The following is a 14,234-nucleotide window of genomic DNA, read 5'->3' as shown; positions in this document are numbered from 1 at the left end:
GGCCACCGCGTCCGCCGCGGTCCCCACCACGGTCGCCGCCGTAGCCACCGCGGTCGCCGCCGCGGTCGCCGCCGTCGTCCGGGCCGTTCTCGCCGGTGACCACGCGGGCCATGAAGCCGCCACCGGTGTGGATGCCGCCGTGCGGGCGGCCGTGCTCGCCACGGCCACCACGGTCACCGTGGTCGCCGCCACGGCCTCCGTGGTCACCGCCACGGCCACCACGGTCCCCGTGGTCGCCGCCGCGGCCGCCGCGGTCGCCACCGCGGTCGCCGTGGTCACCGCCGCGGTCTCCGTGGTCGCCGCCCCGCGAGGACGAGTAGCCGTTGTCGTGGCCCGAGTCGCCGGACGTCGCCATGGCGTAGGCGGCCGGGCCGGTGATGGCGAGAACCGCTGTGACAGCGGCCGAAGCGAACAGTGTGCGGGCAGAGCGCATCTGAACACATTCCTTCCGTGCAACTGCGCAGAGTGACTGGTTGTCGACTCAATGTGGCGCAGTGGCGACGTGATCCACCGTCAGTCGGAATGCCGGTGCGCGCCATCGGAGAGAGCCGCCAGGGAGCCCTCGCGTGGGCTCTTCGGGTGGTGTGGGGCCGATAATCACCCGTTGGACTGCACGGCGGCGGCGCGGGAGGTTTGGGCGGCGGGCCGCCACCCGTTTGCCGCGCCCGATCCGCCGCCCGAAACGACCCGCCCGCACCGCACGCTCCCTCCGATACCCGTCAACGCGCCTTCTTCCAGCGGTAATTGACGCGGAATCCGAGGACCGCCCCCGGAATGCGACGCGTCCCGCCGCACCCGGACCCCGCACCCGTTCCGCCCCCGGACCGGCACCGATCCGCCTCCCGGACGGCCCCGGAGAGCCCGACGCGCCGAAGCCGGCTTCCTTGCTTCCGGCGCCCACAGGTGTGCGGAGCGGCGGAACGGGGACGCCGGAGCCGCGCCCGGAAAACCGGTTGTGCGGCGATCCGGCCCACTGCTCTACTCGTCGCCGACAACGGCCGGCCCAAGGAGCGGATCATGCGCGGAACTCCCATGTTCATTCAGGCGGGAATCATCACCGACTTCGAATACATGGAGATTCGTGCACACGCTGAACCTCGGAATCCTGGCGCATGTCGACGCGGGTAAGACGAGCCTGACGGAGCGACTGCTCCATACCGCCGGAGTCATCGACGAAATCGGCAGCGTCGACGACGGCAGCACCCGGACCGATTCCCTGGCGCTCGAACGGCAACGCGGCATCACTATCAAATCCGCCGTGGTCTCGTTCGCCGTCGAGGACACCACGGTCAATCTGATCGACACCCCCGGGCACCCCGATTTCATCGCCGAGGTCGAGCGCGTACTGAACGTGCTCGACGGCGCAGTCCTGGTCGTCTCGGCCGTGGAGGGCGTACAGGCGCAGACCCGCGTGCTCATGCGGACGCTGCGGCGCCTGCGCATCCCGACACTGGTCTTCGTGAACAAGGTCGACCGGGGCGGCGCGCGGGACGGGGCCGTGCTGCGGGCCGTCGCCGGAAAGCTCACCCCGGCCGTCCTCGCCATGGGCCGCGTCGAGCAACCGGGCACCCCCGGCGCCCGCTGCGTGCCGTACACCGGCGCCGACACCGCCCACACGGACCGGCTCGCCGAACTGCTCGCCGACCACGACGACACACTGCTGGCCGCGTACGTCGAGGACGCCGCGCCGCTCCCGTACCACCGGCTCCGCGCGGAGCTGGCCGCACAGACCGGGCGGGCCCTGGTGCATCCGGTGTACTTCGGCTCCGCGATCACCGGCGCCGGGATCGACGCCCTGGTCGACGGGGTCAGGGAGCTGCTCCCCGCGAGCCGTGGCGACGCCGCCGGGCCGGTCTCGGGCACGGTCTTCAAGGTGGAGCGCGGACCGGGCGGCGAGCGGACGGCCTACGTACGGATGTTCTCCGGCACCGTCCGGCTCCGCGACCGGCTGCCCTTCGGCCGGGACGACCGGCGAGCCGAGGCCAAGGTGACCGGGATCGACCTCTTCGACCAGGGCTCCGCCGTACGCGGCACGGAGGTCGGCGCGGGCCGGATCGCGAGGCTCCAGGGGCTCGACGGCATCCGGATCGGCGATCCGGTCGGCGTACCGGACGCGACGGTCCGAGGCCGCTGGTTCGCGCCGCCCACGCTGGAATCCGTCGTCGTCCCGGTCCCCCCGGCGGGCCGGGGCGAGCTGCACGCCGCGCTCGCCCGGCTCGCCGAGCAGGACCCGCTGATCGGCCTGCGCCAGGACGACGTCCGCAAGGAGGTGTCCGTCTCGCTCTACGGCGAAGTGCAGAAGGAGGTCGTCCAGGCGACGCTGGCCGACGAATTCGGAATCGGCGTCACCTTCCGCGAGACCACCACCATTTGCCTGGAGCGGCCGAACGGCACCGGCGCGGCGCACGAGATCATCGACGAGGGCGACAATCCCTTTCTGGCGACCGTCGGACTGAGGGTCGATCCCGCACCGGCCGGCAGCGGTAATTCCTACCGGCTGGAGGTGGAACTCGGATCGATGCCCTCCTCCCTGATGCGGGCGGTGGAGGAAACCGTGCGGGAGACCCTGGAACAGGGAATCCACGGCTGGCGGGTCACCGACTGCGCCGTCACCATGACGCACTCCGGATACTGGCCCCGCCAGAGCCATTCCCACGCGACCTTCGACAAGAGCATGTCGAGCACCGCGGGCGATTTCCGCAATCTGACCCCGCTGGTGCTGATGGACGCGCTGAGGCGGGCCGGCACCACCGTCCACGAGCCGATCCACCGGTTCCGGCTGGAGCTGCCCGCGGAGCTGCTCGGCCCGGTCCTGCCCGTACTCGCCCGGTTGCGGGCCGTCCCGGGCACACCCGCCCCGCACGGCGACGTCTGCGTGCTGGAGGGGGAGATCCCGGCGGCCGGGGTCCATGAGCTCCAGCAGCTGCTGCCGTCCCTGACCCGGGGCGAGGGGGTGCTCGAATCCGGCTTCGCCCGCCACCGGCCCGTCGTCGGCCCGCCCCCGTCCCGTCCGCGCACCGACCGCGATCCGCTGCACCGCAAGGAGTACCTGCTGCGCACCACGCGCGGGGTCGCCGCCGGTTCGGACCCGCGCTGACCAGCCAGGACACCCCTTAGGATCGGTCCGGGCCGCCCGACCGGGCGGCCCGGACCGACCGACGGGGGAGTGAGCGGCCGATGGCCATGGTGGGCCTGTTCTGGATAGCCGAGGGCGATGTCTACCTGGGCGCGAAGCCGTCCGGCACGGCCCCCGGGGTGCGGTTGACGCCCGAAGGCGTGCTGGGTCTCGGCGACGGGCAGTCCAGTCTTCTCCTCTGGGAGGACGTGACGGCCCTGACCATGACCGACGTCCCCATGAAGTCCCTGCTGCGGCAGGCCGGGATCGTCGGGGGAGCGGCCGTGGAGACGGTGCTGAACCTGGTCCTGCCCGAGCGCCCGCTCCGCTCGGGCGAGGCCCCGCCGCTGATGACGCTGCGGGTGGAGTCGGACGGCTCCGGGCGCCTGCTGCACGCGTACGCCGCCGCCGCGGCCGGCTACTCCGAGACCGAGGCCGCCCTCTCCGGGGCCGTCCTGTCCCGGCTCACCGAGGGCGCCGCGACGATGTCCACGACGCTGGCGGCCATGGCGGAGTGGGGCCGCACCGAGGGCGGGGCGCCCCGGAGCGCCGAACGGGAACGCCTGCTGCGCCGGTGGGCCGACCAGGGATCCAGAACTAGTTGAGCAGCGACCGGGCCGCCCGGGCCCGGTGGCGGATCGCCTCCGCCGCCACGGGCTCGACCCCGTCGACCACGTCCGCGTACTCCTCCATCTCCGCCGCACCCCGCATGAACTGGCCGCTCTGTACGAGGAGCTGGGCCCGTTCGTAGCGGAGCCGGGCGGGGTGCGAGGGGAGCCGCAGCGACAGGTCCACCGCCCACAGCGCCACATCGGTACGCTCCGGCCGGGTCGCCGCCCAGACCCGGATGTTGTTCAGGATCCGCCGCACGATGTCCAGGGTCCGCGCGGGCTCCAGCACCGAGGCGTCGAGCGGCCGGCCGGTCGCCCCCGCCGCCAGCAGTTCCGCGTCCTGACCGGTCATCGGCCGCCCGCCGTCGAACGGGTCGGCCAGCACCCGCTCGTCCGGATCGCCGAAGCCGACGACGAAATGCCCGGGCAGCGCCACCCCGTACACCGGGGCGCCCGCCCGCCGCGCGACCTCGATCCACACCACCGACAGCAGGATCGGCAGCCCGCGGCGCCTGCGGAGCACCGTGTGCAGCAACGACGACTCCAGCCGCTGGTAGTCCGCCGACGACCCCGCGAAACCGCACCGCTCACCGAGCAGCTCGGCCAGCGCCGACGCCCAGGCCCGGCCGCCCCGGATCCCGTACGGCAGCCGCCCCGCCAGCTCGTCCAGCTCGATCTGCGCCGCGTCGATCCCGTGCGCGTCCAGCCCCGGATCGGCCACCGCGCCCAGCAGCAGGCAGAGCAGCGCCAGGTCCGGGCGCTCCGCCCGTGCCTCCTCGGCGAACTGCCCGAACCACTCCTCCCGCCCCGCGGACTCAGCACTCATCGCAGCCGCCCGTCCCGCTCATGCCGACCGGAAGTGGTGGTACAGATGGTGCACCGCGAAGCCCATGCCGTCGTACAGCGCCCGCGCCCCCGGATTGTCCTGCTCCACCTGGAGCCACGCCGCCGAGGCGCCCTCCGCCAGGGCCCGGCGGGCGAGCGCGGTCATCACGGCGGTGGCCAGCCCCCGGCGCCGCTGCGCCGGATCGACCTCGACGGCCATGAATCCGGCCCACCGCCCGTCCACCACGCACCGTCCGATCGCGGCGGGCGGCGCGCCCTCCTCGTCACCGGGGACCGAGGCGAACCACACCGAGGGCCCGCCGCGCAGCACCGCGAGGACGTGCGGCCCCGGGGCGGAGGCGCGCTGGTAGCGGGCGAGCCAGCTCACGTCCGGCTCCCGGTCCAGCCGTACCCCGGACACCTCCGCATCCAGGTCGCCGACCGGGGCCAGCCCGGCCACCCGCACCTCCGCCGTCACCTCGCGGCGCCAGCCGCGCCCGGCCAGCTCGGCGGCGAGCACCTCCTGGGTGCTCTCGGCGCCGGTCGCGACCTGGACGTACGCGGGCAGCCCCCGGCGCCCGTACCACTGGCGCACGTATCCGAGGGCGTCGTCGAGCGGACGGCCGGGATCACCGAGCGGCAGGACGGAGTTGGCCCGCCGGGTGAAGCCGTGGGCGGAGCGCAGCCGCCAGTCGCCCAGCCGTTCGCTCTCCACCGGCTGCCAGGCGCGGGCACCGGCCCCGGTCAGCTCCTCGAAGGAGGCCGCCGGACCCCGCCGCCGGGCCGGGGCGGCGGGCACCACCTTTCCCGCCGCCAGATCCGCCTCGGCGATCCGGACCGGCTCACCGTTCCTGGGTGTGATCGAGAGCACACCGCTGTCCCACGATGTGAGAACGCCGACCGTGTCGGTGAAGAGCGCCCCTTGTGATCCACTCTCGTACATACGCCGGACTGATACGCGTTTGCCCACGTCAGCAGGTGTGATTCGGACCGTGAGCTGTCCGCCGATGGTGAATTCCACAGCTCTGTACGCCCCTCCTGTTCGGTTCGTGCCCCGGAACGGAGATACTAGGGGCGGGCATCGACGACGCCGCGCTCCCGCGCGAGAGCCAACGCCCTACCGAGGAGGAACGACAGCGTGACCTACGTCATCGCGCAGCCTTGTGTCGACGTCAAGGACAAGGCCTGCATCGAAGAGTGCCCCGTCGACTGCATCTACGAGGGCCAGCGGTCCTTGTACATCCACCCGGACGAGTGTGTCGACTGCGGAGCCTGTGAGCCGGTCTGCCCGGTCGAGGCGATCTTCTACGAGGACGACACTCCGGAGGAGTGGAAGGACTACTACAAGGCGAACGTCGAGTTCTTCGACGACCTCGGGTCGCCCGGTGGTGCTTCCAAGCTCGGCCTGATCGAGCGTGACCACCCGTTCGTCGCCGCGCTCCCGCCGCAGAACCAGTAGCAGGCGGCCGCCAGGTGCGCCGCCCCGGTCCCGCACGGCTCGTCACCGTGCGGGACCGAGGCGTTTTCAGCCCCGTACGAGACGTACGAGAAAGCAGAGATCCGTGTCCGCAGTCTCCTCCCGCCTCCCGGTCTTCCCCTGGGACAAGCTCACGCCCTACAAGACGACGGCCGAGGCCCATCCGGACGGCATCGTGGACCTGTCCGTCGGCACGCCCGTCGACCCGGTGCCCGGACTGGTCCAGCGGGCGCTGGTCGCCGCCGCGGACAGCCCCGGCTATCCGACGGTGTGGGGGACCGCCGAGCTGCGCGACGCGATCACCGGCTGGCTGGAGCGGCGGCTCGGCGCGCGCGGGGCCGGCCACGAGAACGTCCTGCCGGTCGTCGGCTCGAAGGAGCTGGTGGCCTGGCTGCCGACCCAGCTGGGCCTCGGCGCGGGCGACCGGGTGGCCTACCCCCGGCTCGCCTACCCGACGTACGAGGTGGGCGCCCGGCTCTGCGGCGCCGAGCCCGTCGTCTACGACGACCCGACGGAGCTGGACCCGGCCGGGCTGAAGCTGCTCTGGCTCAACTCGCCGTCGAACCCGACCGGCCGGGTCCTGCCCAAGGAGGAGCTGACCCGGATCGTCGCCTGGGCCCGCGAGCACGGGGTGCTGGTCTTCAGCGACGAGTGCTACCTGGAGCTGGGCTGGGAGGCCGAGCCGGTCTCCGTCCTCCACCCGGACGTCTGCGGCGGTACGTACGAGGGCGTCGTCGCCGTCCACTCGCTGTCCAAGCGCTCCAACCTGGCCGGGTACCGCGCGGCCTTCGTCGCGGGCGACGCGGCGGTCCTGGGCGAGCTGCTGAAGATCCGCAAGCACGGCGGCATGATGACCCCGGCCCCGGTCCAGGCGGCGGCGGTCGCGGCGCTCGGCGACGACGCGCACGTGGCCGAGCAGCGGGCCCGGTACGCGGAGCGGCGCACCGCCCTGCGCGGCGCGCTGGAGGCGCACGGCTTCCGCATCGAGCACAGCGAGGCCAGCCTCTACCTGTGGGCGACCCGCGACGAGCCGTGCTGGCAGACCGTGGAGTACCTGGCGGAGCTCGGCATCCTGGTCGCGCCGGGCGACTTCTACGGCCCGGCCGGCGACCGCTTCGTACGCGTGGCGTTCACGGCCACGGACGAGCGGGTGGCGGCGGCCGTCAAGCGGCTGGCCTGATCCGTCCCGTACGCGAGGGGCCCCGGGAGTGCGCACTCCCGGGGCCCCTCGCGCGTGGAGGACGGTCAGCCGAGCGGGAGGCCGCCCTGGGTGGCGGCACCGGCGGCGTTGCCGAGGAGCTGGCCCGCGGTACCGGCGGCGCCGCCGGCCGTCTTCTGCACGGTCGGGGCGGCGTCGCCGGCGGTCCGCTGCGCGGCCGGGAGGGCCGTACCGACGAGGCGGCCGCCGGTGTCGCCCGCGACCCGGTTGCCCTGCTTGGTCACGCCGTCGACCGTCTTGCCCAGGTGGGAGCCGTCGACGCTGGTCAGACCGCCGAGGTCCGGGGTCTGCGGGAGCTCAGCGGCGCCCGCGGCTCCGGCCGCGCCGACCACGGGGGCAGCGCCTGCGGCGATCAGCAGCGCGGCACGGGCGATCCGGCGGGTCAGGGGGAGGGACATGATGCTCCTTCGACGGAGTGAGAAATGAGTCTGTCCGTTGATCGGACGCAATGACAACCGTCGAAAGGGCGGGGGAGGTTGCGGTGGGCCAAGGTAAAGAGTCGGTAACGCGACGCGCGGCCCGTGCCGGAGGAAACCGGGCGAACACGGCATTCCAGCGGGGCGTGGCGAACCGTCACTCCACCGCTCCCGCAAGGGAACCCGTGAACCGCCGCGCGAGGGCGGGAGGGGTGCGCGAGGGGGCGCTCGAAACGGACCGGAGCACACCCCTCGGGCGACCTCGCGAACTCCCGTTCGGTACGGGAGTGGTCTACCGTGCGAGCCGGATCCGGACGTCCGCGCCGCCCGCGCCGTCACGCTCCGTCCGCCAGCCCGCCCCGGCCTCCCACACCCGGCCCCCGTACGAGACCCGGTCCAGCCGGAGCGCCTCGGACTGCGCGACCGCCCAGTGCGCGAGCTCCCAGCCGCGCCGGGCCGCACCGCCGCTCCCGGCGTCCTTCCCGGAGCCCTCCGCGGGCTCCCGGGCCGGGGGCACCGGCACCGAGACGACACCGGCCGCCGCCGAGCCGGCCGCGCCCGCGCCCTCCGCGGGCGCCTTGTCCACGGCCGGCAGCACGTCCTTGCCGAAGGCGCGCACCAGCTCCGCCCGCACCTTCGCCGGGTCGGCACCGGCGGCCGTGGCCCGGGGCGGCGAGCAGTTCAGCGCGGCGGGCGTACGGCCGGTCAGCGCCGCCGACAGCAGGGCCGCGTCCGGCTCGTGCTTCGCGTACGCCTGCGGGTAGCCGCTGCGCTGGACCCGCTGCGCGGCGACCGTCAGCGGCAGCCGCGAGTAGCCGGGGACCTCGGCGAGGTGGCGGTAGAACTCCCCGGCGGAGTACACCGGGTCCAGGATCTGCTTCCCGGTGCCCCAGCCCTGCGAGGGGCGCTGCTGGAAGAGCCCCAGCGAGTCCCGGTCGCCGTGCTCGATGTTGCGCAGCCCGGACTCCTGGAGCGCGGTCGCCAGCGCGATCGTCACGGCGCGCTCCGGCATCCCGCGCGAGGTGCCGACCGCCGCGATCATCGCCGCGTTGACGGCCTGCTCCGGGCTCATCCGGAACGTCCGCCGCTCGCCGGCCGAGCCGTCGGCGGATTCCACGACACAGCCGTCGACGATCTTGCTGCTCGTTATGTACTGCACGGTCATGTAGCCGCAGAGCGCGGCGAGAACGACGAGTGCGGCAGTGATGCGCACGAGGCGGCTGCGGCGGGTGGGGGAGGTGGTCCGGGGCACGCGCCCACCGTACTGGAGTGTCCGCCCCGGCTCCGAGGGCCCGGGGACCCTGTTCGGGAACGCCGGGCCCAATGTTCCGGGGCAGCACCGCCCAAGTCCGGTCCTTTAGGGTCGGTCCCATGCCCGAAACCACACTTGACCTCACCCTCGACGGCCCCGCGCTCACCGCCCGGCTCGTCGACTTCCCGTCGGTCAGCGGTCAGGAGAAGGACCTCGCGGACGCCATCGAGGCCGCCCTGCGCCCCCTTCCGCACCTGACCGTCGACCGGTACGGCAACAACGTCGTGGCCCGGACGAACCTGGGCCGGGCCGAGCGGGTGGTGCTCGCCGGGCACATCGACACCGTGCCGATCGCCGACAACGTGCCCTCCCGGCTGGACGACGACGGGGTGCTGTGGGGCTGCGGCACCTCCGACATGAAGTCGGGCGTCGCCGTCCAGCTGCGGATCGCCGCGACCGTGCCCGAGCCCAACCGCGACCTCACCTTCGTCTTCTACGACAACGAGGAGGTCGCCGCGCACCTCAACGGGCTCGGCCACGTCGTCGACGCGCACCCCGACTGGCTCGCGGGCGACTTCGCGATCCTGCTGGAGGGCTCCGACGGCGAGGTCGAGGGCGGCTGCCAGGGCACCCTGCGGGTCTTCCTCCGTACCGAGGGCGAGCGCTCCCACTCCGCGCGCAGCTGGATGGGGTCGAACGCCATCCACGCCGCCGCCCCGGTCCTGGCCCGGCTCGCCGCCTACGAGCCGCGCCGCCCGGTCATCGACGGGCTCGAATACCGCGAGGGCCTGAACGCGGTCCGGATCGAGGGAGGCGTCGCCAACAACGTCATCCCGGACGCCTGCACCGTCGTCGTCAACTTCCGGTACGCGCCCGACCGGAGCCCCGAGGAGGCGCTGGCCCACGTCCGGGAGGTCTTCGCGGACTGCGGCGTCGCCGAGTTCACCGTCGACGACCACTCGGGCGCGGCGATGCCCGGCCTCTCCCACCCGGTGGCCCGCGCGTTCATGGCGGCGGTGGGCGGCACCGCCCGGCCCAAGTTCGGCTGGACGGACGTCTCCCGCTTCGGCTCCCTCGGCATCCCCGCGGTCAACTACGGACCGGGCGACCCGCTGTTCGCCCACAAGCGGGACGAGCACGTGCGGACCGAGCGGATCACCCACTGCGAGGAGCGGCTCCGCTCCTGGCTCACCGCCTGACCCACGGCATTCCCCCGTCCGCAACCTCCGGCGATCTACCCTGACCTGACCAGGGGCGGCCGTCGCCCGACGGCCGCCCACCGTCGTCGGAGGGAGCAGGTCATGGGCAACCCCGAGGGAACGCGCGTCCCCGAGGAACAGCGGCTCGGACCGGTACTGCGCCGCAGGGAACAGGTGCAGCCCGGCACCACCGACCAGCGGCTGCTGGACAGCGAGGGCGACTCCGAGTGGGTCCACACCGACCCCTGGCGGGTGATGCGCATCCAGTCGGAGTTCGTCGAGGGGTTCGGCGCGCTGGCCGAACTGCCGAGCGCGATCAGCGTCTTCGGCTCGGCCCGCACCGGGCCCGACGGGCCCGAGTACGAGGCGGGCGTACGGATCGGCAAGGCCCTGGTCGAGGCCGGATTCGCGGTGATCACCGGCGGCGGCCCGGGCGCGATGGAGGCGGCGAACAAGGGCGCGCGGGAGGCGAAGGGCGTCTCGGTCGGCCTCGGCATCGAGCTGCCCTTCGAGTCCGGCCTCAACCCGCACGTCGACATCGGCGTCAACTTCCGCTACTTCTTCGTCCGCAAGACGATGTTCGTGAAGTACGCCCAGGGGTTCGTCGTGCTGCCCGGCGGCCTCGGCACGCTGGACGAGCTCTTCGAGGCCCTCACCCTCGTCCAGACCCGCAAGGTCACCCGCTTCCCGATCGTGCTGTTCGGCACGGCGTACTGGAGCGGGCTGGTGGACTGGCTGCGGGACACGGTGGTGGCCCAGGGCAAGGCGTCCGAGCACGACCTGATGCTGTTCCACGTCACCGACGACGTGGACGAGGCGGTCGCGCTCGTCACCAAGGAGGTCGGCCGCTAGGGGGTGTCTGATAAATGAGTGCGGGTGAAGGAGCGGGGTCCGGTGCGTGCGGTCGCAAGGCGCCGGGGCGTCCGCGTGGCGGAGCCACGTGGGCGGTTCGGCAACGCCGCGAGCGTGCGTGCCGGACCCCGCGACGCCGCAGGCATTTGTCAGACACCCCCTAGAGCCGCGCGGGGCCGTCGCGGGAGCGGCGGTCCCGGCCCCGGCCCCGCCCCGTCAGGCCAGGCCGCGCCGGGCGACGGCGGGCTCCCGGTGGCCGGCGATGGACGCCACCATGTCCAGCACCTGGCGGGTCTCGGCCACCTCGTGGACCCGGTACACCTGCGCGCCCAGCCAGGCCGACACGGCCGTGGTCGCCAGCGTCCCGATGACCCGCTCCTTCACCGGCCGGTCCAGGGTCTCGCCGACGAAGTCCTTGTTGGACAGGGAGACGAGAACCGGCCATCCGGTCTCCGTCATCTCGCCGAGCCGCCGGGTCGCCTCCAGGGAGTGCCGGGTGTTCTTCCCGAAGTCGTGACCGGGGTCGATCATGATCCCGTCGGGCCGCACCCCGAGCGCCACCGCCCGCTCGGCCAGCCCCACCGTCACCCGCAGGATGTCCGCCATCACGTCGTCGTACGCGATCCGGTGCGGCCGGGTGCGCGGCTCGGCACCGCCCGCGTGCGTGCAGACCAGGCCGGCCCCGTACCGCGCGGCGACCTCCGCGAGCTTCGGGTCGACGCCGCCCCAGGCGTCGTTCAGCAGATCCGCCCCGGCCTCGCAGACCGCCTCGCCCACGTCGTGGCGCCAGGTGTCGACGCTGATCACCACGTCCGGGTGGCGGCGGCGCACCTCCGCGACGAAGCCCACCGTGCGGCGCGCCTCCTCCTCGGCGGTGACCTCCTCGCCGGGGCCCGCCTTCACCCCGCCGATGTCGACGATTGCCGCACCCTCCGCGATCGCCTGCTCGACCCGGTCCAGCGCCGGCTCGTCCCGGAAAGTGGCGCCCTGGTCGTAGAAGGAGTCCGGGGTACGGTTCACGATCGCCATGATCACCGGCTCGTGCGCACCGAACTCGCGCCGCCCCAGCCTGAGCGCACCGCTTCGCATCCGGGTCTCTCCTCTGCTCCGTCGCCGGTGGGTCGCCTGTGACCCTAAGCGATCGGGGACGGCCGCCGGACCGGGCACCGGCTGTCGGTGCCGCATGGCACGATCGGACCCGGACAGGTTTCCGCTTCCGGGGAGATGCGCGTGTTCTGGTTCTTGCTGGTGACGATGGTCGTGGTGGTGGCCGCGGTCACCCTGGCGGTGGTCGGCGGGGGGAGAACGGCGATCCTCCAGGACGTGGCGCCCGAGCGGCTGACCGACCCGCTGCCGGAGAACCGCCCGGTCGGCCGGGCGGACCTCGACGCCCTGCGGCTCCCGGTGGCCCTGCGCGGCTACCGGATGATGGACGTCGACGTGGCGCTCGACCGGCTCGGCGCCGAGCTCGCCGAGCGGGACGCGCGGATCGCGGAGCTGGAGTCCGCGCTCGCCGGTGTGCAGGCCGCGGCGGTCGGCGGCCCCGGCCTCATCGACGAGACCGGGGCCGGGGCCGAGGCGCGCGAGCGGATCCCCGAGGACCGGCCGAGGGCCCCCTGGGAGGCGCCCGCCGAGCAGCCCCGGTCCACGGACGAGTCCGGAGAGGAGCCCCGGCGATGAGCAAAGGCACCGAGAAGGGCCCGGACGGCGCGCCGCGCTGCCCCTGGGGCCTGTCCACCGAGGACTACCTCGCGTACCACGACACCGAGTGGGGCCGCCCCGTCCACGGCGACGACGCCCTCTTCGAACGGCTCTCCCTGGAGGCGTTCCAGTCCGGCCTCTCCTGGCTGACGATCCTGCGCCGCCGTGAGGGCTTCCGCACCGCCTTCGCGGGCTTCCGGATCGCCGAGGTCGCGGAGTTCACCGACACCGACCGGGAGCGCCTCCTCGCCGACGCGGGCATCATCCGCAACCGCGCGAAGATCGACGCGACCCTCGCCAACGCCAAGGTGCTGGCCGACTGGCGCCCCGGCGAGCTGGACGAGCTGATCTGGTCGCACGCCCCGGATCCGGCCGGCCGCCCGGCCCCGCGCACCACGGGCGACGTCCCCGCGGTCACCACGGAGTCCACCGCCCTCGCCAAGGACCTGAAGAAGCGCGGCGTCCGCTTCGTCGGCCCCACCACGGCCTACGCCCTGATGCAGGCGTGCGGCCTGGTCGACGACCACCTCGCCGACTGCGTGGCGCGCGGCACCGGGGAGTAGAGGGCTACCGGCCGAGGTACTTCGGCTTCTCCTTGTTCAGGAACGCCCGCACCGCGATCGTGTGGTCCTCGGAGGCGCCCGCCCTGGTCTGGAGCTCGTCCTCCTTCTCCAGCGCCTCGTCCAGGCCGTGGTCCGCTCCGTAGGCCAGCGACGCCTTCAGCGCCGCGTACGCCACCGTCGGCCCGTCGGCCAGGGCGCGGGCCACCGCCGCGGCTTCCGAGGCCAGCTCGGCCGCGGGCACCAGCCTGTTCACGATGCCCAGCTCGTAGGCGTCCTTCGCCGGGACCGAGCGGGGGAAGAGCAGCAGGTCGGCGGCGCGGCTCTGGCCGATCAGCCGCGGCAGCGTCCAGGAGACGCCCGAGTCCGCGGTGAGGGCCACCCCGGCGAAGGAGGTGTTGAACGAGGCGGTGTCGGCGGCCACCCGGTAGTCGCAGGCGAGGGCGAAGCCGAAGCCCGCCCCGGCGGCCACCCCGTTCACCCCGGCCACGACCGGCTTCGCCATGCCGGTGATGGCCCGCACGATCGGGTTGTAGTGCTCCCGCACGGTGCTCAGCGCGTTGCCGCCGCCCGCCTCCCGGGTGCGTTCCAACGTGGCGACGTGCTCCTTCAGGTCCTGACCGACGCAGAACGCCCGCCCGGTCGCGGTGAGCAGCACGGCCCGTACGGCGGTGTCGGCGGCCACGGCCTCCAGCGCGTCCCGCAGCGCCTCCTTGGCCGCGGTGTTCATGGCGTTCATCGCATCGGGGCGGTTGATCGTGATCGTCGCCAGTCCGTCGCTCACTTCGCAGAGCACGCTGTCCGCCATGTGGTCGGCCATTTCGTCGTCCCTTCGCACCTGGGCCATGCCTGTCCAGGCAAGCATGGCCGACTCCGGCGACGGCCGACATGTGACCTGCGTCTAATATTCGCGCTCCACCATGGGGGCACGAGGGGCGGAGTATCGCAGGCCGATCGCCGAATTGGGTGGTTTTGCGAGAGCGCGTTGCACAAGCGATGCAGACCGA

Annotated in this window: 15 protein-coding genes; 9 read left to right on the top strand and 6 right to left on the bottom strand. The window is 73.4% G+C overall.

The window, feature by feature from the left end; genetic code table 11:
- From ACIQGQ_RS00530 to ACIQGQ_RS00520, 3 genes are all read left to right on the top strand, one after another.
- On the top strand, positions 1-469 hold a 469-nt coding region (locus ACIQGQ_RS00530), incomplete at its 5' end, for a hypothetical protein (protein WP_402388832.1).
- A 612-nt stretch (positions 470-1,081) separates the two neighbouring features.
- A complete protein-coding gene (locus ACIQGQ_RS00525) occupies positions 1,082-3,097 on the top strand; it encodes a GTP-binding protein (protein ID WP_402388829.1) in 2,016 nt (671 codons plus the stop codon).
- An 80-nt stretch (positions 3,098-3,177) separates the two neighbouring features.
- Entirely contained in the window at positions 3,178-3,720 is a 543-nt protein-coding gene (locus ACIQGQ_RS00520) for a hypothetical protein (protein ID WP_402388826.1), read from the top strand.
- Here the strand turns inward: ACIQGQ_RS00520 and ACIQGQ_RS00515 are convergent.
- Positions 3,713-4,552 carry a transglutaminase-like domain-containing protein gene (locus ACIQGQ_RS00515; RefSeq protein WP_402388823.1) on the bottom strand — a complete coding sequence of 280 codons (840 nt, stop codon included), beginning with the start codon at positions 4,550-4,552 and terminating at the stop codon, positions 3,713-3,715. The two genes, ACIQGQ_RS00520 and ACIQGQ_RS00515, sit on opposite strands and share 8 nt — an antisense overlap.
- A gap of 18 nt (positions 4,553-4,570) precedes the next feature.
- Complete coding sequence (locus tag ACIQGQ_RS00510; RefSeq protein WP_402388820.1) at positions 4,571-5,572, bottom strand: GNAT family N-acetyltransferase; 1,002 nt, start codon at positions 5,570-5,572, stop codon at positions 4,571-4,573.
- Between the two features lie 117 nt (positions 5,573-5,689).
- Here ACIQGQ_RS00510 and fdxA point away from each other — a divergent pair, with 117 nt between their 5' ends.
- Together fdxA and dapC are read left to right on the top strand one after the other, a co-directional pair.
- Positions 5,690-6,010, top strand: coding sequence for a ferredoxin (fdxA, locus tag ACIQGQ_RS00505; RefSeq protein WP_014048159.1), 321 nt, complete (start codon positions 5,690-5,692; stop codon positions 6,008-6,010).
- 103 nt (positions 6,011-6,113) lie between these two features.
- Positions 6,114-7,208, top strand: a complete 1,095-nt coding sequence (dapC, locus tag ACIQGQ_RS00500; protein ID WP_402388817.1) for a succinyldiaminopimelate transaminase — start codon at positions 6,114-6,116, stop codon at positions 7,206-7,208.
- A gap of 65 nt (positions 7,209-7,273) precedes the next feature.
- On the opposite strand, the gene ACIQGQ_RS00495 is transcribed toward dapC, so the two are convergent.
- Together ACIQGQ_RS00495 and ACIQGQ_RS00490 are read right to left on the bottom strand one after the other, a co-directional pair.
- Positions 7,274-7,645, bottom strand: a complete 372-nt coding sequence (locus tag ACIQGQ_RS00495) for an ATP-binding protein (RefSeq protein ID WP_402388815.1) — start codon at positions 7,643-7,645, stop codon at positions 7,274-7,276.
- Between the two features lie 310 nt (positions 7,646-7,955).
- On the bottom strand, positions 7,956-8,915 hold the full coding sequence (locus ACIQGQ_RS00490; RefSeq protein WP_402388812.1) for a hypothetical protein: 960 nt from the start codon (positions 8,913-8,915) through the stop codon (positions 7,956-7,958).
- Positions 8,916-9,034: 119 nt separating this feature from the next.
- Here ACIQGQ_RS00490 and dapE point away from each other — a divergent pair, with 119 nt between their 5' ends.
- On the top strand, positions 9,035-10,114 hold the full coding sequence (gene dapE, locus ACIQGQ_RS00485) for a succinyl-diaminopimelate desuccinylase (RefSeq protein ID WP_402388809.1): 1,080 nt from the start codon (positions 9,035-9,037) through the stop codon (positions 10,112-10,114).
- A 102-nt stretch (positions 10,115-10,216) separates the two neighbouring features.
- A complete protein-coding gene (locus tag ACIQGQ_RS00480) occupies positions 10,217-10,966 on the top strand; it encodes a TIGR00730 family Rossman fold protein (protein WP_402388806.1) in 750 nt (249 codons plus the stop codon).
- A gap of 216 nt (positions 10,967-11,182) precedes the next feature.
- Here ACIQGQ_RS00480 and folP read toward each other — a convergent pair whose 3' ends face one another.
- On the bottom strand, positions 11,183-12,055 hold the full coding sequence (gene folP, locus ACIQGQ_RS00475) for a dihydropteroate synthase (RefSeq protein WP_366292857.1): 873 nt from the start codon (positions 12,053-12,055) through the stop codon (positions 11,183-11,185).
- Positions 12,056-12,196: 141 nt separating this feature from the next.
- Here folP and ACIQGQ_RS00470 point away from each other — a divergent pair, with 141 nt between their 5' ends.
- Positions 12,197-12,646, top strand: coding sequence for a hypothetical protein (locus ACIQGQ_RS00470; protein WP_402388803.1), 450 nt, complete (start codon positions 12,197-12,199; stop codon positions 12,644-12,646).
- Positions 12,643-13,230: a DNA-3-methyladenine glycosylase I gene (locus ACIQGQ_RS00465; protein WP_402388801.1), complete on the top strand. Its 588-nt coding sequence runs from the start codon at positions 12,643-12,645 to the stop codon at positions 13,228-13,230. The genes ACIQGQ_RS00470 and ACIQGQ_RS00465 overlap by 4 nt, the downstream gene beginning before the upstream one ends.
- A gap of 4 nt (positions 13,231-13,234) precedes the next feature.
- On the opposite strand, the gene ACIQGQ_RS00460 is transcribed toward ACIQGQ_RS00465, so the two are convergent.
- Positions 13,235-14,047, bottom strand: a complete 813-nt coding sequence (locus ACIQGQ_RS00460) for an enoyl-CoA hydratase/isomerase family protein (RefSeq protein WP_402390257.1) — start codon at positions 14,045-14,047, stop codon at positions 13,235-13,237.
- Positions 14,048-14,234: the final 187 nt, after the last annotated feature.

The organism is Streptomyces sp. NPDC092952, from assembly GCF_044754785.1.
Lineage (GTDB): Bacteria > Actinomycetota > Actinomycetes > Streptomycetales > Streptomycetaceae > Streptomyces.
Note: the sequence above shows the minus strand (reverse complement) of the source record. Positions and strands in the feature narration are given on the sequence as shown.